General features: G+C 68.6%; 23 protein-coding genes. 12 read left to right on the top strand and 11 right to left on the bottom strand.

Annotated elements, in window-relative coordinates; translation table 11 throughout:
• Positions 1-97: 97 nt before the first annotated feature.
• Positions 98-1,486 (bottom strand): GH1 family beta-glucosidase, encoded by a 1,389-nt coding sequence (locus DMH03_RS09400; RefSeq protein ID WP_125791649.1) that lies wholly within the window; start codon positions 1,484-1,486, stop codon positions 98-100.
• A gap of 85 nt (positions 1,487-1,571) precedes the next feature.
• On the opposite strand from DMH03_RS09400, the gene DMH03_RS09395 reads away from it, so the two are divergent.
• Positions 1,572-2,819 carry an ROK family protein gene (locus tag DMH03_RS09395; protein WP_199748795.1) on the top strand — a complete coding sequence of 416 codons (1,248 nt, stop codon included), beginning with the start codon at positions 1,572-1,574 and terminating at the stop codon, positions 2,817-2,819.
• A gap of 109 nt (positions 2,820-2,928) precedes the next feature.
• The gene (locus DMH03_RS09390) at positions 2,929-4,155 is read left to right on the top strand and encodes a glycoside hydrolase family 16 protein (RefSeq protein ID WP_125791647.1); all 1,227 of its coding nucleotides are present in this window, start codon (positions 2,929-2,931) and stop codon (positions 4,153-4,155) included.
• Positions 4,156-4,228: 73 nt separating this feature from the next.
• On the opposite strand, the gene DMH03_RS09385 is transcribed toward DMH03_RS09390, so the two are convergent.
• Positions 4,229-4,876, bottom strand: coding sequence for a GntR family transcriptional regulator (locus DMH03_RS09385; protein WP_125792847.1), 648 nt, complete (start codon positions 4,874-4,876; stop codon positions 4,229-4,231).
• Positions 4,877-5,058: 182 nt separating this feature from the next.
• Here DMH03_RS09385 and DMH03_RS09380 point away from each other — a divergent pair, with 182 nt between their 5' ends.
• From DMH03_RS09380 to DMH03_RS09360, 5 genes are read left to right on the top strand one after another with little or no spacing between them, the layout of a single operon-like run.
• Entirely contained in the window at positions 5,059-6,303 is a 1,245-nt protein-coding gene (locus DMH03_RS09380; protein ID WP_125791646.1) for an MFS transporter, read from the top strand.
• 26 nt (positions 6,304-6,329) lie between these two features.
• Entirely contained in the window at positions 6,330-7,124 is a 795-nt protein-coding gene (locus DMH03_RS09375; RefSeq protein ID WP_125791645.1) for a putative hydro-lyase, read from the top strand.
• A gap of 14 nt (positions 7,125-7,138) precedes the next feature.
• On the top strand, positions 7,139-7,897 hold the full coding sequence (locus DMH03_RS09370; protein WP_125792846.1) for a LamB/YcsF family protein: 759 nt from the start codon (positions 7,139-7,141) through the stop codon (positions 7,895-7,897).
• Positions 7,897-8,502, top strand: a complete 606-nt coding sequence (locus DMH03_RS09365; RefSeq protein ID WP_125791644.1) for an allophanate hydrolase subunit 1 — start codon at positions 7,897-7,899, stop codon at positions 8,500-8,502. Before DMH03_RS09370 ends, DMH03_RS09365 begins: the two co-directional genes overlap by 1 nt.
• Complete coding sequence (locus DMH03_RS09360; RefSeq protein WP_125791643.1) at positions 8,499-9,356, top strand: biotin-dependent carboxyltransferase family protein; 858 nt, start codon at positions 8,499-8,501, stop codon at positions 9,354-9,356. Before DMH03_RS09365 ends, DMH03_RS09360 begins: the two co-directional genes overlap by 4 nt.
• A 237-nt stretch (positions 9,357-9,593) precedes the next feature.
• Here the strand turns inward: DMH03_RS09360 and DMH03_RS09355 are convergent, their stop codons facing one another.
• The 8 genes from DMH03_RS09355 to DMH03_RS09325 all read right to left on the bottom strand — a co-directional run bounded on the left by DMH03_RS09355 (position 9,594) and on the right by DMH03_RS09325 (position 16,338).
• Complete coding sequence (locus tag DMH03_RS09355; RefSeq protein WP_125791642.1) at positions 9,594-10,850, bottom strand: HNH endonuclease signature motif containing protein; 1,257 nt, start codon at positions 10,848-10,850, stop codon at positions 9,594-9,596.
• A 251-nt stretch (positions 10,851-11,101) separates the two neighbouring features.
• On the bottom strand, positions 11,102-11,731 hold the full coding sequence (locus tag DMH03_RS09350) for an alpha-ketoglutarate-dependent dioxygenase AlkB (RefSeq protein ID WP_125791641.1): 630 nt from the start codon (positions 11,729-11,731) through the stop codon (positions 11,102-11,104).
• Positions 11,719-11,856, bottom strand: a complete 138-nt coding sequence (locus DMH03_RS42290; RefSeq protein WP_199748792.1) for a hypothetical protein — start codon at positions 11,854-11,856, stop codon at positions 11,719-11,721. Before DMH03_RS42290 ends, DMH03_RS09350 begins: the two co-directional genes overlap by 13 nt.
• Positions 11,857-11,942: 86 nt before the next feature.
• The gene (locus DMH03_RS09345) at positions 11,943-13,001 is read right to left on the bottom strand and encodes a zinc-dependent alcohol dehydrogenase family protein (protein ID WP_125791640.1); all 1,059 of its coding nucleotides are present in this window, start codon (positions 12,999-13,001) and stop codon (positions 11,943-11,945) included.
• 11 nt (positions 13,002-13,012) lie between these two features.
• Complete coding sequence (locus tag DMH03_RS09340; RefSeq protein ID WP_125792845.1) at positions 13,013-13,399, bottom strand: transcriptional regulator; 387 nt, start codon at positions 13,397-13,399, stop codon at positions 13,013-13,015.
• 188 nt (positions 13,400-13,587) lie between these two features.
• A complete protein-coding gene (locus DMH03_RS09335; protein WP_125684091.1) occupies positions 13,588-14,271 on the bottom strand; it encodes a metal-dependent transcriptional regulator in 684 nt (227 codons plus the stop codon).
• A gap of 22 nt (positions 14,272-14,293) precedes the next feature.
• Positions 14,294-14,743 carry a GNAT family N-acetyltransferase gene (locus DMH03_RS09330; protein ID WP_125791639.1) on the bottom strand — a complete coding sequence of 150 codons (450 nt, stop codon included), beginning with the start codon at positions 14,741-14,743 and terminating at the stop codon, positions 14,294-14,296.
• A 5-nt stretch (positions 14,744-14,748) separates the two neighbouring features.
• The gene (locus tag DMH03_RS09325; RefSeq protein WP_125791638.1) at positions 14,749-16,338 is read right to left on the bottom strand and encodes an amidohydrolase; all 1,590 of its coding nucleotides are present in this window, start codon (positions 16,336-16,338) and stop codon (positions 14,749-14,751) included.
• Positions 16,339-16,385: 47 nt separating this feature from the next.
• On the opposite strand from DMH03_RS09325, the gene DMH03_RS09320 reads away from it, so the two are divergent.
• From DMH03_RS09320 to DMH03_RS09305, 4 genes are read left to right on the top strand one after another with little or no spacing between them, the layout of a single operon-like run.
• Positions 16,386-17,129, top strand: coding sequence for an enoyl-CoA hydratase/isomerase family protein (locus DMH03_RS09320; RefSeq protein WP_125791637.1), 744 nt, complete (start codon positions 16,386-16,388; stop codon positions 17,127-17,129).
• On the top strand, positions 17,126-18,670 hold the full coding sequence (locus tag DMH03_RS09315) for an ATP-dependent acyl-CoA ligase (protein ID WP_125791636.1): 1,545 nt from the start codon (positions 17,126-17,128) through the stop codon (positions 18,668-18,670). Before DMH03_RS09320 ends, DMH03_RS09315 begins: the two co-directional genes overlap by 4 nt.
• The gene (locus tag DMH03_RS09310) at positions 18,661-19,302 is read left to right on the top strand and encodes a TetR/AcrR family transcriptional regulator (RefSeq protein WP_125791635.1); all 642 of its coding nucleotides are present in this window, start codon (positions 18,661-18,663) and stop codon (positions 19,300-19,302) included. The genes DMH03_RS09315 and DMH03_RS09310 overlap by 10 nt, the downstream gene beginning before the upstream one ends.
• Before the next feature lie 58 nt (positions 19,303-19,360).
• The gene (locus DMH03_RS09305; RefSeq protein WP_125791634.1) at positions 19,361-19,702 is read left to right on the top strand and encodes a hypothetical protein; all 342 of its coding nucleotides are present in this window, start codon (positions 19,361-19,363) and stop codon (positions 19,700-19,702) included.
• Positions 19,703-19,779: 77 nt separating this feature from the next.
• Here DMH03_RS09305 and DMH03_RS09300 read toward each other — a convergent pair whose 3' ends face one another.
• A complete protein-coding gene (locus tag DMH03_RS09300) occupies positions 19,780-20,949 on the bottom strand; it encodes an acyl-CoA dehydrogenase family protein (protein WP_125791633.1) in 1,170 nt (389 codons plus the stop codon).
• A gap of 126 nt (positions 20,950-21,075) precedes the next feature.
• Here DMH03_RS09300 and DMH03_RS09295 point away from each other — a divergent pair, with 126 nt between their 5' ends.
• Entirely contained in the window at positions 21,076-22,416 is a 1,341-nt protein-coding gene (locus DMH03_RS09295; RefSeq protein WP_125791632.1) for a cation:dicarboxylate symporter family transporter, read from the top strand.
• Positions 22,417-22,433: the final 17 nt, after the last annotated feature.

Here is a 22,433-nt window from a genome sequence, read left to right as displayed (position 1 = left end):
GTTTCCTTTACCGGCGACCAACTTTCGATGCCGAACCTAGGACGTGAGACTTTCGGAAAACAGGGAGCGGACCGCCGGATCGAGGGTGGGGCAGACCCTACCGCCGTCCGCCGCGCACCCGCTCGACGATGTCGCGGTACGCCAGCCCGCTCTGCTTGACCGTCCGCGCCTGCGTCTCGCGGTCGACCCGCACCAGGCCGAGCCGTTTCGCGTAGCCGTACGCCCATTCGAAACCGTCCAAAAAGGACCAGGCGAAGTAGCCGCGGACGTCCGCGCCAGCCTGCCGCGCGGCGGCGGTGGCGGCGATGTGCGCGGAAAGGTACGCGGCGCGGTCTTCGTCGCGGACGAATCCGGTCTCGTCGGGGACGTCGGCGAACGCCGCGCCGTTTTCGGTGACGTAAAGGGGCAGATCGGGATAGTCGCGGCTGATCCGGACGAGCAGTTCGGTGAGCTTGTGCGGCAGGATCTCCCAGCCCAGTACCGTCGACGGCGCCCCGAACGGCACCTTGCGGAACGACGGCATCCCGAAGTGCTCCACCGCTTTCCCGTTCTCCTCCACCCCGGAGTACCGCGTCCCGAAGTAGTAGTCGACGCCGAGGAAATCGAGCGGTGCCGCGATGATCGACGGGTCCCACGGCTCGGACGGCAGGCGGATACCCTGCCGGGCAAGGGTCTCGAGGACGTCCTCCGGGTATCGGCCGCGCACGAGCGCGTCGAGGTAGAACCTCGTCCCGAGACCGTCCTCGAACCGGGCGGCCTCGCGATCGGCCTCGCTGGGGGTGGCCGGATCGGCGGTGCTCAGGTTGAGCGTGATGCCGAACTTCGTCCCGGGCGGGGCGAGTTCCCGCATCCGCCGCACGGCGAGCCCATGGCCGAACAGCAGGTGATGCGCCGCCGCCATCCCCGCCTTCGCGTCCCGGCGGCCGGGCGCCATCACCCCGTGGACGTAACCGTGCATGGCCGTGCACCAAGGCTCGCTCAGCGTGGTCCAGTGGCGGACCCGGTCGCTCAGCCGCTCGAACACGAGCATCGCGTAATCGGCGAACCGCACGGCGGTGTCGCGCGCGGGCCAGCCGCCCGCGTCTTCGAGGTGCTGCGGCAGATCCCAGTGGTACAGCGTCAGCCAGGGATCGATGCCGTTGTTGAGCAGTTCGTCGACCAGCCGGTCGTAGAAGGCGATGCCCGCCGGGTTGACGCCGCCGCGCCCGCGCGGCTGCACACGGGGCCAGGAAACGGAGAACCGGTAGGTGTCGACGCCGAGTTCCTTGAGCAGCGCGACGTCGGCGGGCATCCGGTGGTAGTGATCGCAGGCGACCTCGCCGGTGTCACCGTTGTCGACGGACCACGGGGACTGGGCGTAGGTGTCCCAAATGGACGGTGTTCGTCCGTCTTCGGAGACCGCGCCTTCGACCTGGTACGCCGAGCTGCCGACACCCCATCGGAAGTCGGGCGGCAAGGTGCCGATGAGCTCGTCGTCCCCCGTCATGACCCTCTTCCCGCCTTATTTCACCAGTTGATACATGGCGGAGGCTAAGGTCGTGGGGCATCCTGGAAGGGTCCGCCGCCATAAGATGGGTATCCGCATGCCTGCCAAGCGCACCACCGTCCGTGACCTGCGGCGGCACAACCGTTCCCTCCTGCTGTCGAAACTCTACTTCGACGGCCCGCTCAGCCGCCACGAATTGAGCGGTCTGACCGGTTTGAGCGCCGCGACCGTCAGCAACGTGACCGCCGAACTCGGCGAAGAACGCCTCATCACCGAAGCCGGGCTCGTCGAGTCCGACGGCGGCAGGCCGCGCGTGCTGCTCCGCGTCGACCCGGCGTACGGCCATGTCGCGGGCGTCGACATCGGCGAGACCGGCGTGAAGGTCGAACTGTTCGACCTCACCATGAACCGGCTCGCCACCGTCGAGCATCCGCTCGCCTCGCCCCGGCCGGACGCCGCGGCCGCCGTCACCCAGGTGGCGTCCGGACTCCGGGAGGTGATCACGGAATCGGGGATCGACGAGGCGACCGTGCTCGGTGTCGGCATCGGCGTCCCCGGCACCGTCGAACAGGGTGAGGCGCTGCGTGTGCACGCGCCCACCATCGGCTGGAAAGAGGTCCCGCTCACCGACCTCCTGCGCGCGGAGGGTGTCGAGCTGCCGCTGTTCATCGACAACGGCGCGAAAACCCAGGGCCAGGGCGAAATGTGGTTCGGCGCCGGCCGCGGCGCCCGGCACGCGGTGATCGTCCTGATCGGGTCCGGTGTGGGCGCGGCCGTGGTCACCGACGGCACCACGTACCGGGGCTCCACCAGCAGCGCGGGCGAATGGGGCCATACGACGATCGTCTACGGCGGACAGGAATGCCGCTGCGGATCGCGCGGCTGCCTGGAGTCCTACGTCGGCGCGGAGGGCGTTCTCGCCCGCTATCGCAAGGCGCGTGGCGGAAAGGCCACCTCGGGTGAGGACGAGCAGACGCAGTTCGCCGCCTTGCTGGAGTCCGCGGGCAAGTCCAAGGCCGCGGCCAAGGTACTGGAGGAGACGGCGGGTTACCTCGGCGCGGGCATCGGCAATCTGATCAACCTGTTCAACCCGGAGCGGATCGTGCTGGGCGGCTGGGCCGGGCTGGCGCTCGGCGAGCAGTACCTGCCCGAGATCCGGCGCGTGGCGGGCGAGCACGCGCTGGCGCACGTGTTCGACCAGACCGAGATCGGACTCGGACAGCTCGGCCCGGACGCCGTCGCCATAGGAGCCGCCACCCTCCCGGTCGCCGCCCTCCTCGACCAGGGCGCGGACCCGCGGACGGCCGGATCGAAGCGCGGCACCGCCGCCTGACCTTAATTCGAGGCTGAAAAATACGTCTTGTCGCAGTGGTAGAGACCATGCATACTTTGTTGTCAGGCACAACAAAGTAGTTCTCTGCCTGCGAAGAGAGGCGACAACGATGTCCATCTCCTCCCGTTTTCGCTGGGCGGCACTCCTCGCCGCCGGCGCCCTCCTCGGCTCACTCCCGGCGACGGCCCAAGCCCCGGCCGCCGAGGCCGCGGTCACGGCCGCGACCTTCACCGACGACTTCAACGGGCCCGCCGGCGCGGGTATCGACACTTCGAAGTGGCATTTCGAAACCGGCGACAACGTCAACAACCACGAGCGGCAGTGGTACACGTCCGGGACGAACAACGCGGCGCTCGACGGCCAGGGCAACCTCGTCATCACCGCGAAGAAGGAGAACCCCGGCAACTACAACTGCTGGTACGGGCGCTGCGAGTACACCTCGGCGCGACTGTCCACACAGGGCCAGTTCACCCAGACCTACGGCCGGTTCGAAGCGCGGATGAAACTGCCGCGCGGACAAGGGATGTGGCCCGCGTTCTGGATGCTCGGCGCCGACATCGGCAACGTCGGCTGGCCCGACAGCGGCGAGATCGACATCATGGAGAACGTCGGCTTCGAGCCGAACACGGTGCACGGCACCCTCCACGGCCCCGGTTACTCCGGCGCGGGCGGCATCGGCGCGGCCTACAACGGCCCGAACTTCTCCGACGACTTCCACACCTACGCCGTCGACTGGGCGCCGAACCAGATCAAGTGGTACGTGGACGGCAACCTCTACCAGACCCGCACCCCCGCCGACCTCAACGGCAATCGCTGGGTCTTCGACCACCCCTTCTACCTGATCCTGAACCTCGCGGTCGGCGGCTACTGGCCGGGTGACCCGAACTCCAGCACGGTCTTCCCGCAGCGTCTAGTCGTCGACTACGTGCACGTCAATTCGAGCGACACGGCCGGGCGGAGCGGCCGGATCACCGGGATCGGCGGCAAGTGCGTCGACGTCGCGGGCGCGAACACCGCCAACGGCACTCCGGTCCAGATCACCGACTGCAACGGCAACGCCGCGCAGAACTGGACCATCGGCGGCGACGGCACGATCCGCGCGCTCGGCAAGTGCATGGACGTCTCCGGTGGAGGCACCGCCGACGGCACGGCCGTGCAACTGTGGGACTGCAACGGATCCGGCGCGCAGAAGTGGGCGATCAGCGGCGCGCGCGACATCGTGAACCCGCAGGCGAACAAATGCCTGGACGCCACCGGCAACAGCTCCGCGAATGGGACGAGACTCCAGATCTGGACCTGCGGCGGTGGCGCGAACCAGAAGTGGGTCACCCCCTAGCCACCCCTCGCGTTTCGTCCTCTGAATGCGGTAGTTCGTATCCCGGACTACCGCATTCAGAGGACGAAACGCGTCAAGGGGAGCGTTCGGCGTAGGCCTCGACGAGCTGGTTTTCGGCGTCGGTGAGGTACTGCGCGAGGAGCTTTTCGGCGCCGAGGCCGTCGCCGGCTTCGATGCGCTCGAGGATCTCCGCGTTGCGCTTGAGGTACGGCTCGTGGAAGCGCCGCGGGTCGGCCATCATGTGGAACACCAGCCGCAACTCGGCGAGAATGCCGCGCATCAGCTCGTCGATCCGTTCGCTGCCGCTGAGTTCCGCGATCGCCGAATGGAACCGGATGTTCGCGGTGCCGAGGTCCTGCCAGCGCTCACTCCGCTCGGCCAGCTTGCCGTCCTCGACCAGGCGCGCGAGCTTCGCGAACGTCGGGGGCTTCTCCGTCACCGCCCGCACGGCCGAGCACTCGACGACCTTGCGCACCTTGTAGAGGTCGACGACGTCCTCGACGGGCAGCACCCGCACGAAAACACCGCGATTGAGCTCGTGGGTCAGCAGTCGTTCGTGCGTGAGCAGCCGGAACGCCTCGCGCAGCGTGTTGCGGGAGACGCCGAGCGCCGAGCCGATGTCGTGTTCCGACAGCCGGACGCCGGGCAGGAAGAACCCCTCCGCGATACGCGTGCGAAGGACACCCGCGACCCGTTCGGCCGTGCTGGTGCGGCTGATCATGCCGCGATCAGCCTCGAGTCCCTCTACCGAGGCAGGACCACCCTCCGCAATCGTCACGTGACCGATCCTACCTAGGCACAAGAGTCTCAGCCAAGGATCCTCTTGTGGAATTGTTGAACAATCCCTAAAGTGCCTACTCATGTGACCCGTGCCACCCTGAAAAGTCACCTCTGGAGGTGCCGATGAACGCGACAGCCACTACCGAAGACACTCGCCCCTTCGCCTGGTTCCGCACGCTCGGTTCGCGAGGCCGCCGTGCCTTCGTCGGCGCGTTCGGCGGATACGGGCTCGACTCGTTCGACTACCAGACCCTGCCGCTGGGCCTGGCCGCGATCACCGCCTACTACGGCCTCTCCGGCGGCGAGGCGGGCCTGCTCGGCACCACGACGCTGGTGGTCTCGGCGATCGGCGGTATCGGCGCGGGCATCCTGGCCGACCGCATCGGCCGCGTACGCACCCTTCAGATCACCATCGCGATGTACACGATCTTCACCGTGCTCTGCGGATTCGCGCCGAACTTCGAGACGCTCCTGGTCTTCCGCGCACTGCAGGGCCTGGGCTTCGGCGGCGAGTGGGCCGCCGGCGCCGCGCTGGTGGCGGAGTACTCGCAGGCGAAGTATCGCGGCCGCACGGTCGCCTTCGTGCAGAGTGCGTGGGCGGTCGGCTGGGCGCTCTCGGTCGTCGTCTACACCGTCGTCTTCAGCCTGTTCAGCCCGGACATCGCCTGGCGCGTGATGTTCTGGACCGGCGTCATCCCCGCGCTGCTGGTGCTGTGGGTCCGGCGCAACGTCCAGGACGCTCCTGTCGCGGAAGCCGCCCGTGCCACGAAGAAGGTACGCGGTTCGCTGGCGGGCATCTTCAAGCCGGATCTGCTGCGCACGACGTTCTTCGCCGCGCTGCTCGCCACCGGTGTCCAGGGCGGCTACTACACGCTCGCGACCTGGCTGCCGAGCTACCTGAAGACCACCCGCGGCCTCACCGTCATCGGGACCGGTGGCTACCTCGCGTTCCTGATCTCCGGCGCGTTCATCGGGTACGTCACCGGCGGTTATCTCACGGATATCTTGGGGCGTAAGAAGACATTCTTGCTGTTCTCGGTGCTGTCGGCGGGTCTCATCGTCGCCTACACACAGATCCCGGCGGGTGCGAACACGCTCGTGCTCTTCCTCGGCTTCCCACTCGGGTTCTCGATGTCCGCGATCTTCAGCGGGTTCGGCGCCTTCCTCGCCGAGCTGTACCCGTCGGCGCTACGCGGGACCGGACAGGGCTTCACCTACAACCTCGGCCGGGCCATCGGCGCGACCTTCCCCGCCGTGGTCGGTTTCCTCGGCGCGGGCGGCGCGATGGTGTTCGGCGCGGTCGGCTACGGGATCGCCGCGCTGGCGCTGCTCGGCCTGCCCGAGACTCGCGGCCGCGAACTCCTGTGACGACAATCGGAAGAGGAGGTACCGCGATGACCACCTTCGACGAACCGGCGACGTTGTCCCCCGGCGAGGCCCGCGCCCTGTTCCGCGCGGGCACCGCCCGCCCGACCACCGGCTGGTCCACCGGGTTCACCCAGACCAACCTGATCGCCGTCCCCGAGGACTGGGCCTACGACGTCCTGCTGTTCTGCCAGCGGAATCCGCAGCCCTGCCCAGTGCTCGACGTCAGCGATCCCGGCGACCCGTCGACGCGGCTGGCGCCCGGCGCGGATCTGCGCACCGACCTGCCGCGCTACCGCGTCTGGCAGAACGGCGCGCTGGCCGGCGAACTCGCGGACACGAGCGGGTTGTGGCGCAGCGACATGGTCGCGTTCTCGATCGGCTGCAGTTTCACCTTCGAATCGGCGCTGGCCGCCGAGGGCATCCCGCTGCGGCACGTCGACCAGGGCCGCAACGTGGCGATGTACGTGACGAACCGCGAGTGCGTACCCGCCGGACGGCTGCACGGGCCGATGGTGGTCTCGATGCGGCAGATCCCCGAAGACCGCGTCGACGACGCCGTGCGCATCACCCGCGGGATGCCCGCCGTGCACGGAGCCCCGGTGCACATCGGCGATCCCTCCGCGCTCGGCATCGCCGATCTCGGCAAGCCGGATTTCGGGGATCCGGTCGACGCGGAACCCGGTGACGTGCCGGTGTTCTGGGCGTGCGGCGTGACCCCGCAGGCGGCGCTGATGGCCTCGCGGCCGCCGTTCGCGATCACGCACGCGCCGGGCTACATGTTCGTGACCGACAAACTCGACAGTGAGTTCAGGGTGGCCTGATGGATCTCAGCCGTATCGACCTCAACAGCGACCTCGGCGAGGGTTTCGGCGCCTGGAAAATGGGCGACGACGACGCCATGCTCGACATCGTCACCAGCGCGAACGTCGCCTGCGGCTTCCACGCCGGCGACCCGTCGGTGATGCGGCGCGTCTGCCAGCGCGCGGCGGAACGGGGCGTCGTGATCGGCGCCCACGTCGCCTACCGCGACCTGGCCGGCTTCGGGCGGCGGGCGATGGACGTCGCCCCCGCCGACCTGGCAGACGACGTGCTCTACCAGATCGGCGCGCTGGACGCGTTCGCCCGCGCGGCGGGCACGCGGGTCCGGTACGTCAAACCGCACGGAGCGCTGTACAACACCGCCGCGGTGGATCCCGAGCAGGCCGCCGCGGTCGTCGAGGGGATCCGGCGGTTCCACCCCGGGCTCGCGTTGCTGTGCCCGCCGGGGTCGGAAATGGCCAAGCAGGCGGAAAAAGCCGGGTTCCCAGCGTACGCCGAGGCCTTCGCGGACCGCGCGTACACGCCGGAAGGCCTTCTGGTCTCCCGGAAACTCGCGGGCGCCGTACTCCACGACGCCGACGAGGTGGCCGAGCGGGCGGTCGCGATGGCGACCACCGGCAAGGTCGTCGCCATCGACGGGACCGAGCTGGCGCTTCAACCGCATTCGCTGTGCGTGCACGGTGACACGCCCGGCGCCGTCGAACTGGCGCGACGGATCCGCGCGGGGCTCGACGCTTCCGGTGTCCACATCGGATCGTTCCTCGAGGCCGCGTGATGCGGGTGCTGCCCTATGGGGCGCGTGCGGCCATGGTCGACTTCGACGATCCGTCGGAGGTGCTCGGGCTGCACGCGTCACTGGAGCAGGACCCGCCGGACGGCGTCCTCGAACTGGTCCCCGCCGCACGGACCCTGCTCATCCGGTTCGACCCTGGCCGGACCCACCACGACCGGCTCGCGGGCGACGTCCTCGACCGGTCCACAGTGGACGTCGAACCACGCGAGGCCGCCGAGATCGTCGTGCCGGTGCGCTACGACGGCCCGGACTTGGTCGACGTCGCGGCCGCCGCCGGCATGTCGGCCGAGGCGGTCGTCCGGCGCCACGAGGACGGGACCTACGTCTCGGCGTTCTGCGGCTTCGCACCGGGTTTCGCCTACCTGACCGGACTCGACCCTGCCCTGCACCTGCCGCGCCGGACGAGCCCGCGCACCCGCGTTCCCGCCGGTTCGGTCGCGATCGCGGGCGAGTACACAGCGGTGTACCCGAACGCCTCGCCCGGCGGCTGGCAGCTGATCGGGCGGACCTCTCTGCCGGTGTGGGACGTCGAGCGTCAGCCGCCGAACCTGCTCGCACCGGGTACCCGGATCCGGTTCACTTCATGACCGCGAAGATCGACGTGATCCACCCCGGGGTCTTCACCACCGTGCAGGATCTCGGGCGACCAGGGCTGGCCGCGATCGGCGTCGGCCGGTCCGGTGCCGCCGATCGCGGTTCGCTGCGGCTGGCGAACCGGCTGGTCGGAAACCCCGAGGGCCACGCGGCCCTGGAGTGCGTCCTTGGCGGCCTCGTCCTGCGGTTCTCGGCCCCGGCGACCGTCGCCGTCACCGGCGCGCCCTGCTCGATCACCGCGGGCGGGCGGGCTTTCGGCCCGGACTCCCCGATCCCGGTCGGCCCCCGCGACGAACTCGTTCTCGGGATGGCTTCTCGAGGTCTGCGTTGCTATGTCGCCGTGCGCGGCGGCATCGACGTCCCTCCGGTACTGGGCGCGCGGGCGACCGACACCCTCGGAAAACTCGGCCCGCCCGCGCTTTCGGCCGGGATGACCTTGCCGGTGGGAGAGCAGGTGTTGAGCCACCCCGCTGTCGACCTGGCACCTCGCGCTCCCCTCGCGGATGAGCCCGTCTTGCGAGTCACCGCAGGCCCTCGGGCTTCGTGGTTCACTTCCGACTCACTGTCCACTTTGGTCTCTTCCGGTTACGTCGCCACTGCCGACGTCGATCGCGTGGGCGTGCGACTCGAGGGGCCCTTGCTGTCGCGTGCGCGAGGCGGCGAGTTGCCGCCCGAGGCCGCCGTGCCGGGTGCGTTGCAGGTTCCTCCTTCCGGGCAGCCGATCCTGTTCCTGGCCGACCACCCGGTGACCGGCGGCTATCCGGTGATCGCGGTGGTGGACGAAGCGGATCTGGACCAGGCCGCGCAAGTGCGGCCGGGGCAACGGGTGCGTTTTCGTCTCGCTTAAGGGTTTGTCTCGCATTTAGTCCTCTAAATGCCGACCGGGACAGTCGCGCTCGCCCTTGAGGTGGATGAATACGGATCGTCCACGCTCGACGCGCAAGGCTTCACCCCACGAAGTGAGCCGTGACGCACGTTCGGCCAGCACTCGGATTACTTTGGGTCCGCACGCTCATTGGCAAAGGCGCGAGCCATTACACCTATTCGCTCACTGCTTGGAGGACTCGGGTTCGTAGGTTTCGACCTAGATCCTGAGGTGCATGGTGTTCCTCCGTGGTGTTCCGGTGGGGTCGAGGTAGGCGGGGGCGGTGAATTCGGGCAAGCCGTCTTGGGCGATGTGGACTTTCCATTTGCTGTGGTGGATCAAGCGGTGGTGTTTGGTGCACAGGAGCACGAGGTTGTCGATTTTGGTTTCGCCGTGGTGTTGCCAGAAAACAATGTGATGGGCGGTGCAGCGCGGCACCGGCATGTCGCAGCCAGGGAACGCGCAGCCGCCGTCTCGGAGGGTCAACGCGTACTTCTGCGCCAGGGAGACGGTGCGTTTGGAGCGGCCGATGTCCAAGGGTTCGCCTGCGGTGCCGAGGACGCCGGGTCGGACGCGGGCGTCGCAGGCGAGGATGCGGGCGTCGGTGGCGCTGATCGGCCCCACCAAGTCCAGATGAGCTTCGCCGATGTCCCGGATGAGGTCGTCGTAGGACATGGTGACCAAAATGTGGGTGGCTTCTCCGGCTTGGCCGGGGAGGTTGCGGCTGGTGGTTTTCAGGCGGACGTAGTCGGTGAAGGCATCGCCGTAGCGTTCGTCCTGAGTACGGGAGTCACGAACGCCGTCGATGGCTTTGTGGGGTTTGGCCATCGGGTCCAAATCCGACTTCAAGCGGGCGTAGGTTTCGAGGTCGAGGGTGGCTTTCAAGCCGAGGGTGCCGTCCCGGTGTTGGATGAACCGCATTCCTGGTCGGGTGTCTTTGGGGTTTTCGTTGCGGGGTTCTTTGCCGTCGGGGTCGAGTTCGTCCAGCAGGCGGCGTCCGGCGCGGGCGATCTGCCGCGGCCCCGCGTGACGAGCCAGGTCGACCAGGATCTTCTCGCCAGCTCGGATGTCTTCGTCGGGGATGGTGGAGGGGATGCGGGCGAGGGTGCGGATGATGGCGTCGATCTGGCTGCCGCCGATCGCGCCTTCGGCGGCGGCTGCGGCTGTCAGTGGTGCCAGGGGCGGTTCGGGGTCCCCGCCGATACCCGGGCCGGGGTGCAGGGCGAGGACGCGGTCGGCGCGGGCGCTGGCTTCCTTGTCCGTCACGTGGAAGTCCTCGAAGATCAGTGCCGTCAACGTCGAATGACCCGAACACCCCTGAACTCCGCGGGAATTGATTTCCGCGAGGATCGCGTTCTGTTCGGCATCCGCTCGTCGTTTGATGATTTCGAGTTCTTGTTTGCGGGCGTGCAGCGTTGCGGTGTCGACGCGCCACCACTCGGTGGGCGTCGTCGGGGTTGCGTCGTTGCTGGCCACGCCCCCACGATACACCGAATCGAACAGACGTGCGAGCCCGAACGGCCTAGCGTGAAAAGAATCCGAAATGCACATGCAGAGAAAGCCCCGAAGCGGCCTTAAAGGCGCGAAGAGACCTTAAGACACCTAGCACCGAGCAAAATACGTGACCGGACGGACGGCTCGCGTGATTAGACAGACGACTCGCGTGACTGGACGGACGACACACCACAACCGACCAGCGCAGCGGGTGACCCGACCTCCAGCCGTCCTCAATCACTCACAAGACCCGAAACCCGCAAAGTGATGTTCAACCGCCCCACCAACCCCAGCTCCGGATCAGCGGTTCCCGGCAAGACGCGAGTCACCCCATGGAAAGCCAGCCGCGACTCGCCGCCGAACACGAACAGGTCTCCCGACCGAAGGTCCACATCCGTATACGGCCGCCCGCGGTCGACCGTGTTCCCGAATCGGAAGACGCAGGCGTCCCCCAGGCTCAGCGACACGACAGGCTCCAGCGAGGCCTCGTCCTTGTCTTGATGCAGCCCCATTTTCGCGGCGGAGTCGTAGAAGTTCACCAGCGCGATGTCCGGCTCGTACGACGACGGACCGTAAGCGGAGGAAACCGCCCGCCGCCCGAGATCGCCCAGCCACGAAGGGAACGGCAGCACCGGGGAGCCGTCGTCGGTCACCTTCGAGTACCGGTACGGGTGCCAGTGCCAGCCGAGGCACACCGTCCGCACCGACATGACGCCGCCGTTCGGCAGCCGTGTCCGCCGGTAGCCGCGCCAGCCTCGGCAGGCTTCGACCAGCCGGCGTTGCTCGTCGAGATCGAGCCAGTCGGGCACGTGCACGGCACCGGGCGCGACCTCAGTACGCGGGCGAGGGATCAGCGCGTCCACGCGTCGAGTTTGCCAGGCCGCGCGCCGATGAGCCGGTGGCCCCGCGCCATCACGCCCGCCTCGGCGAACCGGCGCAGTACCCGTTGGACGAAACGCGACCGAGACGGGGCATCCATGACTGTCACGGCCGGAGAAGGTGCCACAAACCGGCGACAGAAGCCACCTTTCGGACTACTCCGATCGGCCGGTTGACCGTAGTGCGTTCACCCGGTCACACAGCGAGTTCGACCACGGTCACCCCGGCCTTGGCAGGCACCGGGTCGTTCATCTCCGCGAGCACCGCGGGGACTTCGTCGAGGCCGACCCGGTTGCCGATCATGCCTTCGAGATCGATTCCGGCGGTCTCCACCACCCGCAGCATCTCGGGATACTCGTGCGCCTGGAGCCCGTGGATGCCGACGAGCTCCAGTTCCCCGCCGATCACCCGGTGCATCGGGATCGGCGCGATGCCCTGCGCGGGCGGCATCAGCCCGGCTTGGACGTGACGTCCGCGCTTCCGGAGGCTGCCGACCGAGGCCGCGCAGGTGGTCGGCGAGCCGAGACAGTCGAGGGAGACGTGCGCGCCGCCGCCGGTCAGGTCCCGGACATGCGCGGCGACCGCTTCGTGGCCCTCGAAGCTCGACGGATCGACGACCAAGAGCGCGCCCATTCGCGACGCCAGCGCCCTGGCCTGCGAGGACGGGTCGACGGCGACCACCGAAGCACCGGCCGCGACGGCCAGCAGGATCGCCGAAACGCCGACGCCGCCACAGCCGTAGACCGCCACCCACTGGCCGGGCCGGACCCCGCCTTGGCGCAGCACCGCCCGGAACGCCGTCCCGAACCGGCAGCCCAGCGCCGCCGCTTCGGCCGAGGACAGCGAGTCGGGCAGCGCCACGAGGTTGACCTCGGCGTTTTCGATGGCGACGTAGTCGGCGAACGAGCCCCAGTGGGTGGCGCCCGGCTGGAATTCGCGGTCACAGATCTGCTGGTCACCGGCCGCGCACTGCGCGCAGGTGCCGCAGGCGCACACGAACGGCACCGTCACCCGGTCGCCGACCGACCAGCCGCGGACGCCCTCGCCGAGCGACGCGATCCGGCCGGCGAGTTCGTGCCCGGCGACGTGCGGCAGCTTCACCGACGTGTCGTGACCCTGCCAGGAGTGCCAGTCGCTGCGGCACACCCCGGTCGCCTCGACGGCGATCACCACTCCGCCCGGCGGCGTGGCCGGATCCGGCACCTCGCGTACCTCGGGCAGTACCCCGAACTCCTCGAAGACGACCGCCCGCACCTCGTACTCCTCTACGTTCCCGTCTCCCGGCTTCGCTGCATCACGAGGCCCTCGCCGGGCACCGTACACCGGGCCGCCCGTCCGCGCGGCGGTCCCAAAAGCCGCGACAGGGACCGCTCCGGTACCCCGAGGACGTCCTCGAGATTCTTCAGCACCAGCAGGGATTCCGGCCGTTCGGGACGGCAGCGGCCGGACTGCCAGTGGCTCAGCGTCGCGAGGCTGACCGAGCACCCCCGCCCTCTCAACCGGTACCGGATCCGATCGAGGCCGAGGCCCCTCACCCTGATCGCCACCCTGAGGGCGTCCGCGAAGGGCCCTGTCTCCAGCAGCCTCCTGAGTTCACGTCCTTCCGCCACCCCCCGGTCGATGGTGTGTGTCCGCTGACCGGTCATCTTCATCGCCTTCGTACGCTCGCTAGCCACCCGGAATAGCGCAGCCTAGGCGCGTGAACACATGATCGGAAGGGCCTTAGATCACCTATCGGCCCGGCATGTGGGTGAAGTGCCAAGGGCCGAATTATGCAGGGACGTACGGAAAATTCACACCGCACGCACCAATCGAAACGCGTCCACAGTGGACACGCCGGTCAGCGCAGCGCGACCGACAGTGCCTGCGCGATCTCCTTGCCGATCGCGTGGGTCGCCGCGTCCGGCGGTGAGCCGACCTTGACCACCATGGGGCCGCCGAAGGGCTGACGCTCGACGACCTCGATCCGCTCGCCGAGGCCGATCGAATGCTCGGTCAGGTAGCGCAGGAGTTCCGGGTCGGTGTCCCAGACGCGGACGATCTCGCCGACCGCGCCGGGCGGGAGGTCGTCGAGGATGCGCATCGGCATCTCCTCGACGCTGCCGTCGGGGGCGGGGATGGGGTCGCCGTGCGGGTCGCGCACCGGGTTGCCGAGCTTCGCCGCGATCCGCTCGACGAGCCTGTCCGACACCGCGTGTTCGAGCGCGTCGGCCTCGGCGTGCACCTCGTCCCAGGTGTAGCCGAGCTCGGACACCAGGTACGTCTCGATCAGCCGGTGGCGGCGGAGCACCGAGCGGGCCAGCAGCCTGCCTTCGGTGGTCAGCTCGATGCCCCGGTACGGGACGTGCGCGACCAGCCCGAGCTGGGACAGCTTGGTGACCATGCCGGACGCCGAAGACGGGCTGACCTCCAGCCGTCCGGCCAGCGACGTGTTGGTGACGGCCTCACCGCGTTCCACCAGCCCGTAGATCACCCGGACGTAGTCCTCAACGGACGACGACCTGCGGCTTGCCCCTTCACCCATGTGTGCGAGTTTACGGCTTGGCTCACTTCGCGTGCGGCCGCCAGCGGTACCGGATCCAGCCGGGGACGGGCTCGGCGCCGAGCTGGGCGTAGAACGCCTCGCCCTTCTCGTTGCCCTCCTGCATGTCCCATTCGACCCGGCCCGGTGTCCGCGCGCTCAGCTCGTCGAGCAGCTCCCGCCCGAGGCCGAAACGGCGGTGTTCCGGGCGCACGAAGAGGTCGTCGAGCCAGATCCCGGGCCTGGCCTCCCAGGTGGAGAAGTTCCAGCTGCAGAAGGCGAAGCCCGCGACCTTGGCCGGCTCGTCCGGAGGGGTGGCCAGCAGCACCCAGGCCTTCGGATCGGGCCCGAAGAGGAACCCGGCCATCTCCTGCCTGTCGAGCTTCAGATCGTGTTTGTCCTCGTAGACCGCGTGCTCCTCGATGAGCGCGCAGATCTCCTCGATGTCGTCCGCGACCGCGTCCCGCACCGGCATGGGTCTCAGCTCCGTTCGTAGACGATGTCGCCGCCGACTGCGGTGGCGACGACGTGGATCGAATCCAAAGTGGACTCGTCGGTCGGGTCGGCCGAGAGGACGGCGAAGTCCGCGAGCTTGCCGACCTCCAGCGTGCCCAGGTCCTTCTCGGCGAAGGCGGCGTACGCGGAGCCGTACGTGTACGCGTGCAGGGCTTCGGCGGGCGTGAGCCGCTCATCGGGACCCAGTACGACGCCGGACGCGGTCTTCCGCCGCACCATGTCGGCCAGCGCGAGCAGCGGCGCGCCCTCGACGACCGGGCGGTCGGAGCTGGCAGGCAGCACGCAACCCGCGTCGAGCAGGCTCTTGAGCCGGTAGCACCACGGTTCGCGCTCGGGGCCGAGCGCGGCCCGCATGCCGTCGCCGATCTCGTTGACGAACCGGCCCTGCGGCGAGGCGATCAGCCCCAGCGACGCCAGCCGCCGCAGCTCTTCGGGCCGCAGCACCGCGCAGTGCTCGATGCGGTGCCGGTGGTCGGGCCGCGGGTCGGCCTTGAGCGCGGCTTCGTAGGCGTCGAGGACGACGGTGATCGCGCGGTCGCCGATGGCGTGCGTCGCGATCTGCCAGCCGGCCTTGTGCGCGGCGGCGATCGTCCGCGCGATCTCGTCCTCGGGCACCTGGAAGTAGCCGACGTTGTCCGGCTCACCCGCGAACGGCTCGTGCATGGCGCAGGTCCGGCCGATCAGCGAACCGTCGGCGAACAGTTTCATCGCGCCGATCCGCAGCCATTCGTCGCCGAATCCGGTGCGCATCCCCAGGTCCAGCCCGAAGCCCGCCCCCGCGTCGAGGTCGTGGAGCACGCTCGCCGCGACCATCACCGTGCTGCGCACCCGCAGCACGCCGCGGTCACGCGCCAACTGGTACGCGGCGAGTTCGGCGGGGGTCTCCCCCACGAGACCCCCGCCGATCCCGGCCTCCTGGACGCTGGTGATGCCCTCGGCCAGGTATCGCTCGCTCGCCCTGTCCAGGCCGCGGACGACGGTCTCGATCGGCGTCGGATAGGTCAACGGCCGCAGCATGAGCTGGGCCTGTTCCCGCAGCAGCCCGGTCGGCGAACCGTCCTCGTCGCGGACGACGTCACCGCCCACGGGCACGTTTCCCAGGTCCAGCCGTTCCAGGACCGCCGAGTTGACCACGGTCATATGCCCGGACGTGTGCTTGAGCCGCACGAGGTGGCCGGGGGCGGCACGGTCCAGTCCCTGCCGCGTCGGGTGGCCGCCGACGAGCTTGTTCTGGTCGTAGCCGCTGCCGATGATCCAGCCGCCCGGCGGCGTTTCGGCCGCGCGCCGCGCGACGGCGTCGTACACCTCGTCGACGCTGCGGCAATCGGACAACGCGACGTCGTCGAGCGCCATGCCGAACCAGGCCATGTGGTTGTGCGCGTCGTGGAAACCGGGCACCACCACCGCCCCGCCGAGGTCGACGCGACGTTTCGAAGAAAGCGCGGCAGCATCGTGACCCAACGCGACAATTCGTCCGTTCAACGTCGCAAGCGCTACGGATTCCCCCGTTCCGGTGAGGAACCGGGCGTTCTCGTAGACCGTGTCGACCCGCATGGATTCGACCCTATCGATCGATCGATCGGTCGTCTAGGCTCGGTGTCATGAGCACCGTGGACTACGCCCTCGACGACGGCATCGCTTTGATCTGGCTGAACCGCCCGGAGCGCCTCAACGCGGTGGTCCCCGAACTGGTCGACGACCTGCTGGAGGCACTCGACGCGGCCGCCCACTCCGACGCTCGGGCGGTGGTCCTCGCCGGGCGGGGGCGGGCGTTCTGCGCCGGCCACGACCTCAAGGAGCCCACCCCGGAGGGTGATTCACGCCCGAGGCTCGACCGGCTACAGGACGTGACGCGCCGCCTCCGTGGACTGCGCCAGCCCGTCATCGCCGCGGTCCACGGTTACGCGATCGGCGCGGGTGCCGAGTTCGCGATGGGCTGTGACCTGATCCTCGCCGCCGAAGACGCGGTGTTCGCCTTCCCCGAGGTCTCGCTGGGCCTGAGCGTCACCGGCGCGGCGTCGCGGCTGCTGCCGCTACTGGTCGGCCCGCTGAAGGCCAAGGAACTCCTGCTGCTGGGTGACCGGGTGAGCGGCACCAGGGCGCATGAACTCGGCCTGGTCAACGCGGCCCTGCCCGCCGACGACCTGATGGACACCGCGCTCGCGTGGGCGGCCAGGATCGCCGCGCATCCGGCGGCCGCGGCCACGATGGCGAAACGCGCCCTCGATTCCGGCATCGACAGTTCGCTCGACGCCGCGCTCGAACTCGAAGTCAGCCACGCGCTGATCACCGAACACTCCGCCGAGGTCGCCGCCTCGGCCGAGGCCTTCCGGAGCCGGACATGACCTCGCTCGCCGGGATCGACACCCTCCTCGGACTGACCACCAGGGCCGCCGCGCGCTGGCCGGACAAGACGGCGTGGATCTTCGACTCCACCGGTGAGAGCTTCACGTTCGCCGACGTCGACGCGCGCAGCACCGAGTTCGCCCGCGCACTGCTGGCACTGGGCGTGAAGCCGGGCGACAGGGTCGCGGTGATGCTGCGCAACCAGCCCGAGTTCCCCTTGCTGTGGCTCGCCTTGGCCAAGATCGGCGGCGTGCTCGTCCCGGTCAACACCGGATACCGCGAGTTCGACGGCGCCCACGTGCTCCGGCATTCCGGCGCCAGGTTCGCCGTCGCGGCCGAGGAGTTCCTGGAGCTGCTGGACAAGATCGCGCCGGAGACCTCCCTGGAACGCGTGCTCACGCCCGGCGAACTGACCGGTTCCGGGGCCACCCCGGACTTCGTGAGCGAAGGCGAACGCCCGGTCAACATCCAGTACACCTCGGGCACCACGGGCGCACCCAAGGGTTGCGTACTGCCGAACCGGTACTGGACGACCCTGTCCATCAGCCTGGCCACGGACTTCCCCATGGTCGGCGCCGACGACGTCATCCTGACCGCGCAACCGTTCCACTACATCGATCCACAGTGGAACGTCGCGCTGGGGCTCGCGGGCGGCGCCACACTGGTGGTACTCGACCGCTTCCACCCGTCCACCTTCTGGGAGAAGGTCCGCGAACACGGCGTCACCTGGTTCTACTGCCTCGGCCTGATGCCCACCCTCCTGCTGCGCCAGCCGGAAAGCGAGCTGGACAAGGCACACCAGGTCCGCGCGATCTGCGCCTCGGCCATCCCCCGCGACCTGCACGCCACGCTCGAAGCACGCTGGGGCACACCGTGGTACGAGGCCTTCGGCATGACCGAGACCGGCGGCGACATCCGGATGTACCCGGCGGATCACGAGGAGACGGTCGGCACCGGCTGCCTCGGCAGGCCCGCGCCCACCCGCGAGGTGATGATCGCGGACGAGGCCGGGAAACCGCTGCCACGAGGGGAAACCGGCGAGCTGCTGATCCGCGGGGTCGGCCTGATGCACGGCTACCACGACGACCCCGAAGCGACCGGGCGCGCGTTCGACGGCGGCTGGTTCCACACCGGCGATCTGGCCACAATGGACGTCGAAGGCCGCGTGTACTACGTGGGCCGCACCAAGGACATGATCCGCCGCAGCGGCGAGAACATCTCCGCCGACGAGGTCGAGCGGGCACTGCAGCTGCATCCGGCGGTCAAGCTCGCCGCCGTCATCGCGGTACCGGACGACATCCGCGGCGAAGAGGTCAAGGCGTACCTCGTCCTCGACGAAAACGAGGGACACCGGTGCGAACCGGCCGAGCTGGCGGAGTTCTGCTCGGCGAAACTGGCCTACTTCAAGGTTCCCCGGTTCTGGGCCATCGTGCCGGAACTGCCGATGACGCCGTCGGAACGCGTCGCGAAGGGCGAGTTGAAGAAGGCGGAAGACCTCCGCGCCGGGTCCTGGGACAGGACCACCGAGACATGGCTCTGAGCACCCGCGACCGCGTCCGGCAGGCGGCGGTGAAACTGTTCGCCACCAAGGGGTTCCACGGCACCGGCATCCGGGATCTGGCGCAGGAGGCCGAGCTGTCGTCCGCCAGCCTCTACCACTACATGGGCACCAAAGAGGATCTGCTGGTGACCATCATGAACGAGTCGCTGCGGCGCCTGCTCGACGCGGCCGATCAGGCGACCGCCGGGCTCGCCGATCCCGTGTCGCGGCTCGGATCCCTGGTGGCGCTGCACGTGCTCGCGCACGCCATCCAGCCGGATGACACCCGCGTGGTGGACAACGAGGTCCACGCGCTCACCCCCGGCGCCAGGGCCGGGGTGGTGGGGCTGCGCGACGCCTACGAAAGGCTGTGGGCGGACGCCATCGAAGACGGGGTCGCGGCGGGCGTCTTCCGCACCGATCAGCCTTCGGTCACCCGGCTAGCGCTGGTGGAGATGTGCAGCGGGGTCGCGCGCTGGTACTCGCCGAGCGGACCGCTCACCCTGGACCAGCTGGCCGCCCACTACGCGGAACTGGCGCTGCGGGCGCTCGCCTGCGAACGCCGGCTGGACGTCACAGCGCTGCAAAACTGCCGTGAAGTGGTCTCAAGAGTGTGGCGAGTGCCCGTTTAGCGGCGACTTTAGGTCGGTACGCCTTGCTCAGACGGCTTCTCTGGGGGACGCTCGAAGGGTGACTGAGCAAACGATCCAACTCGAACTGGACGACTCGGGTCTCTCGCCGGCGTTGCCGGTGCCTTCGAACCCCCGTGATCAGGTGCAGGACGTCCCCTACCGCCCGGTGGGATTCCGGGACGACGACCTGCCCACGGCGCTCGAACGGTGCGCGACATGGCTACGCCAGGCTCAGGAGTGGCTCGGGGAACCGGTCGATGTGCTGGCCGTCCATCTCGACTACGACGACCGCAAGGGTTCGCCGTACTACGACGTGAAACTTCTCTGCAACGAAGAGGACCTCGCGGGGGTCCCGATCGCGATGCGGAATCAGAAGGACGAAGACGAAGACGAGGACTAGAGAGACCGACGCTATGAAAGGTCCTTTCCTTGCAAATTTTGCAAGGAAAGGACCTTTCATTGCACTTGGGCGGGGTATCAGCCCAAGGTGCCGCCGACCTTGACGTGCCCCTTGAGCAGGTTGCGCGCGATGGTCCGGCGCTGGATCTCGTCGGTGCCCTCGTAGATCCGCAGCAGCCGCAGTTCGCGGTACCAGCGCTCGACCGGCAGTTCCCGCGTGTAGCCCATCCCGCCGTGGATCTGCAGGACGCGGTCGACGATCTCGTTCGCCTTCACGCCGCCGTACAGCTTCGCCATCGACTGCGCGTGCCGCGAGTCCAGCTTCTGGTCGACCTGCCAGGCGGCGTGCAGCACCAGCCAGCGCAGTGCCTCCAGTTCGGTGTCCGAGTCCGCGATCATCCACTGGATGGCCTGGCGTTCGGCGATCTTCTGCCCGAACGTCTCCCGCGTGTTGGCGTGCTCGATGGCCATCGAGATCAGCCGCTCGCAGGAGCCGATGGCGCGGGCGGGCAGCAGGTAGCGGCCGGCGCCGATCCACTGCATGGCCAGGTCGAAGCCGTGGCCGAGTTCGCCGAGGATCTGCGTCTCCGGCACGCGGACGTCCTCGAAGACCAGCGCGGCCGGACCCCATTCGCCCATGGTGTCGATGTACTCGGACTTCCAGCCCGCGTCGCGGTCGACGAGGAAGCAGGTGACGCCGCCGTTCGCGCCCTTCTCGGGGTCGGTGATCGCGAACACCATCACGAAGTCGGCCTCGTTACCGCCGGTGATGAAGGTCTTCTCGCCGTTGATGACCCAGTCGGTGCCGTCCTTGCGGGCGGAGGTCCGGATGGCCTTGGCGTCCGAACCCGCGCCGGGTTCGGTGATCGCGAAGCACGACTTGCGCTCGCCCGAGATCGTCGGGAGCAGGTAGCGCTCCTTCTGCTCGTCGTTGGCGTAGTACAGGATGTTGTCCGCGGAGCCGCCGAAGCGGAACGGCACGAACGTGCGGCCGAGTTCGGCCTCCAGCAGCGCGGTCATCACCGCGGACAGGCCCATGCCGCCGTACTCCTCTGGCGTCTGCACACCCCAGAAGCCGGATTCCTTGGCCTTCAGCTGCAGTTCGCGCAGCTCGTCGGAGGTCAGGCCGGGCTGGCCGGCGCGTTCGCGGCGCAGCACCTCCTGCTCGCGCGGCATCAGGTCGCGCTGGACGAAGGTGCGCACCCAGTCGCGCACCTCGCGTTCCTCGACGCTCAGAGAGAAATCCATGGTCAGCCCGCTCCTGTTCGACAGTGACTAAGCGCTCGCTTAGCTCAGCGTACCGCTTCGGTTGTCGTTCGCCGAGGAGTTGTCATAAGTTTTCGCAACCTGTCCCCACCTCGTCGAAGGGCACCCATGAGCACGGCAGCACCCGCGGCGAAGCGGGATCGCACCCATTACCTCTACATAGCCGTCATCGCGGCGGTGGCGCTCGGCATCGCGGTCGGCATCCTGTTCCCCGCCCTCGGCAAGGAACTGAAGCCGCTCGGGACCGGGTTCGTGAACCTGATCAAGATGATGATCTCGCCGATCATCTTCTGCACGATCGCGCTCGGCGTCGGCTCGGTGGCGAAGGCCGCGAAGGTCGGCCGCGTCGGCGGGCTCGCGCTCGGCTACTTCCTGATCATGTCGACGGTCGCGCTGGTCATCGGCCTGGTCGTCGGCAACATCCTCCAGCCGGGCAGCGGACTGCACCTGACCCCCGAGATCGCCGAAAAGGGCCAGGACCAGATCGCCAAGAGCGAGGGCACCGTCGAGTTCCTGCTCGGGATCATCCCGAAGACGCTGGTCTCGGCATTCACCGAAGGCGAGGTCCTGCAGACGCTGCTGGTCGCGCTGCTCGCCGGGTTCGCGCTGCAGAAGCTCGGCACGAAGGGCGAGCCGATCCGCCGCGGCATCGAGCACATCCAGCGGCTCGTGTTCCGGATCCTCGCGATGATCATGTGGGCGGCCCCGGTCGGCGCGTTCGGCGCGATCGCCGCCGTCGTCGGCGAGACCGGCTGGAAGGCGCTGCAGAGCCTCGCGGTGATCATGCTCGGCTTCTACATCACCTGCGCGCTGTTCGTGTTCGTGGTGCTCGGGCTGATCCTCGGCCTGCTCGCCAGGGTCAACATCTTCAAGCTGCTGAAATACCTCGGCCGCGAATTCCTGCTGATCCTCTCGACGTCGTCGTCCGAGTCGGCGCTGCCGCGGCTGATCGCGAAGATGGAGCACGCCGGCGTCTCCAAACCCGTGGTCGGCATCACCGTGCCGACCGGGTACTCGTTCAACCTCGACGGCACCGCGATCTACCTGACGATGGCCTCCATCTTCATCGCCGACGCGCTCGACAAACCGTTGACCATCGGCGAGCAGATCTCCTTGCTGGTGTTCATGATCATCGCGTCGAAGGGTGCCGCCGGGGTCACCGGCGCGGGGCTCGCGACGCTGGCGGGCGGGCTGTCCTCGCACCGGCCGGAGCTGGTGGACGGCGTCGGGTTCATCGTCGGCATCGACCGGTTCATGTCCGAGGCCCGCGCGCTGACGAACTTCGCGGGCAACGCCGTCGCGACCGTGCTGATCGGCACCTGGACCAACGAGATCGACCGCGAGCAGCTCGACCGGACGCTGGACGGCCGATCGCCGTTCGACGAGGCGACTTTGCTCGATGAACATGCGGAATCGGGTAAAGACGCTACTCAACGAACACCCGAGTGATCCGGTGCGGGATCGGG

Origin of the sequence: Amycolatopsis sp. WAC 01376, from assembly GCF_003947415.1 — a bacterium.
Lineage (GTDB): Bacteria > Actinomycetota > Actinomycetes > Mycobacteriales > Pseudonocardiaceae > Amycolatopsis.
The sequence above is the reverse complement of the archived record's forward strand: the minus strand, read 5'-3'. Positions and strand labels throughout refer to the sequence as shown.

Excerpts from the sequence above, each read along its gene's own strand:
- DMH03_RS09400 (WP_125791649.1), bottom strand. The coding sequence starts at position 1,486 with ATGACGGGGGACGACGAGCTCATCGGCACCTTGCCGCCCGACTTCCGA.
- DMH03_RS09310 (WP_125791635.1), top strand. The coding sequence starts at position 18,661 with ATGGCTCTGAGCACCCGCGACCGCGTCCGGCAGGCGGCGGTGAAACTG.
- DMH03_RS09330 (WP_125791639.1), bottom strand. The coding sequence starts at position 14,743 with ATGCCGGTGCGGGACGCGGTCGCGGACGACATCGAGGAGATCTGCGCG.
- DMH03_RS09325 (WP_125791638.1), bottom strand. The coding sequence starts at position 16,338 with ATGCGGGTCGACACGGTCTACGAGAACGCCCGGTTCCTCACCGGAACG.
- DMH03_RS09320 (WP_125791637.1), top strand. The coding sequence starts at position 16,386 with ATGAGCACCGTGGACTACGCCCTCGACGACGGCATCGCTTTGATCTGG.
- DMH03_RS09295 (WP_125791632.1), top strand. The coding sequence starts at position 21,076 with ATGAGCACGGCAGCACCCGCGGCGAAGCGGGATCGCACCCATTACCTC.
- DMH03_RS09380 (WP_125791646.1), top strand. The coding sequence starts at position 5,059 with ATGAACGCGACAGCCACTACCGAAGACACTCGCCCCTTCGCCTGGTTC.
- DMH03_RS09390 (WP_125791647.1), top strand. The coding sequence starts at position 2,929 with ATGTCCATCTCCTCCCGTTTTCGCTGGGCGGCACTCCTCGCCGCCGGC.
- DMH03_RS09385 (WP_125792847.1), bottom strand. The coding sequence starts at position 4,876 with ATGATCAGCCGCACCAGCACGGCCGAACGGGTCGCGGGTGTCCTTCGC.
- DMH03_RS09375 (WP_125791645.1), top strand. The coding sequence starts at position 6,330 with ATGACCACCTTCGACGAACCGGCGACGTTGTCCCCCGGCGAGGCCCGC.
- DMH03_RS09365 (WP_125791644.1), top strand. The coding sequence starts at position 7,897 with ATGCGGGTGCTGCCCTATGGGGCGCGTGCGGCCATGGTCGACTTCGAC.
- DMH03_RS09360 (WP_125791643.1), top strand. The coding sequence starts at position 8,499 with ATGACCGCGAAGATCGACGTGATCCACCCCGGGGTCTTCACCACCGTG.
- DMH03_RS09335 (WP_125684091.1), bottom strand. The coding sequence starts at position 14,271 with ATGGGTGAAGGGGCAAGCCGCAGGTCGTCGTCCGTTGAGGACTACGTC.
- DMH03_RS09395 (WP_199748795.1), top strand. The coding sequence starts at position 1,572 with ATGGGTATCCGCATGCCTGCCAAGCGCACCACCGTCCGTGACCTGCGG.
- DMH03_RS09315 (WP_125791636.1), top strand. The coding sequence starts at position 17,126 with ATGACCTCGCTCGCCGGGATCGACACCCTCCTCGGACTGACCACCAGG.
- DMH03_RS09340 (WP_125792845.1), bottom strand. The coding sequence starts at position 13,399 with ATGAAGATGACCGGTCAGCGGACACACACCATCGACCGGGGGGTGGCG.
- DMH03_RS09300 (WP_125791633.1), bottom strand. The coding sequence starts at position 20,949 with ATGGATTTCTCTCTGAGCGTCGAGGAACGCGAGGTGCGCGACTGGGTG.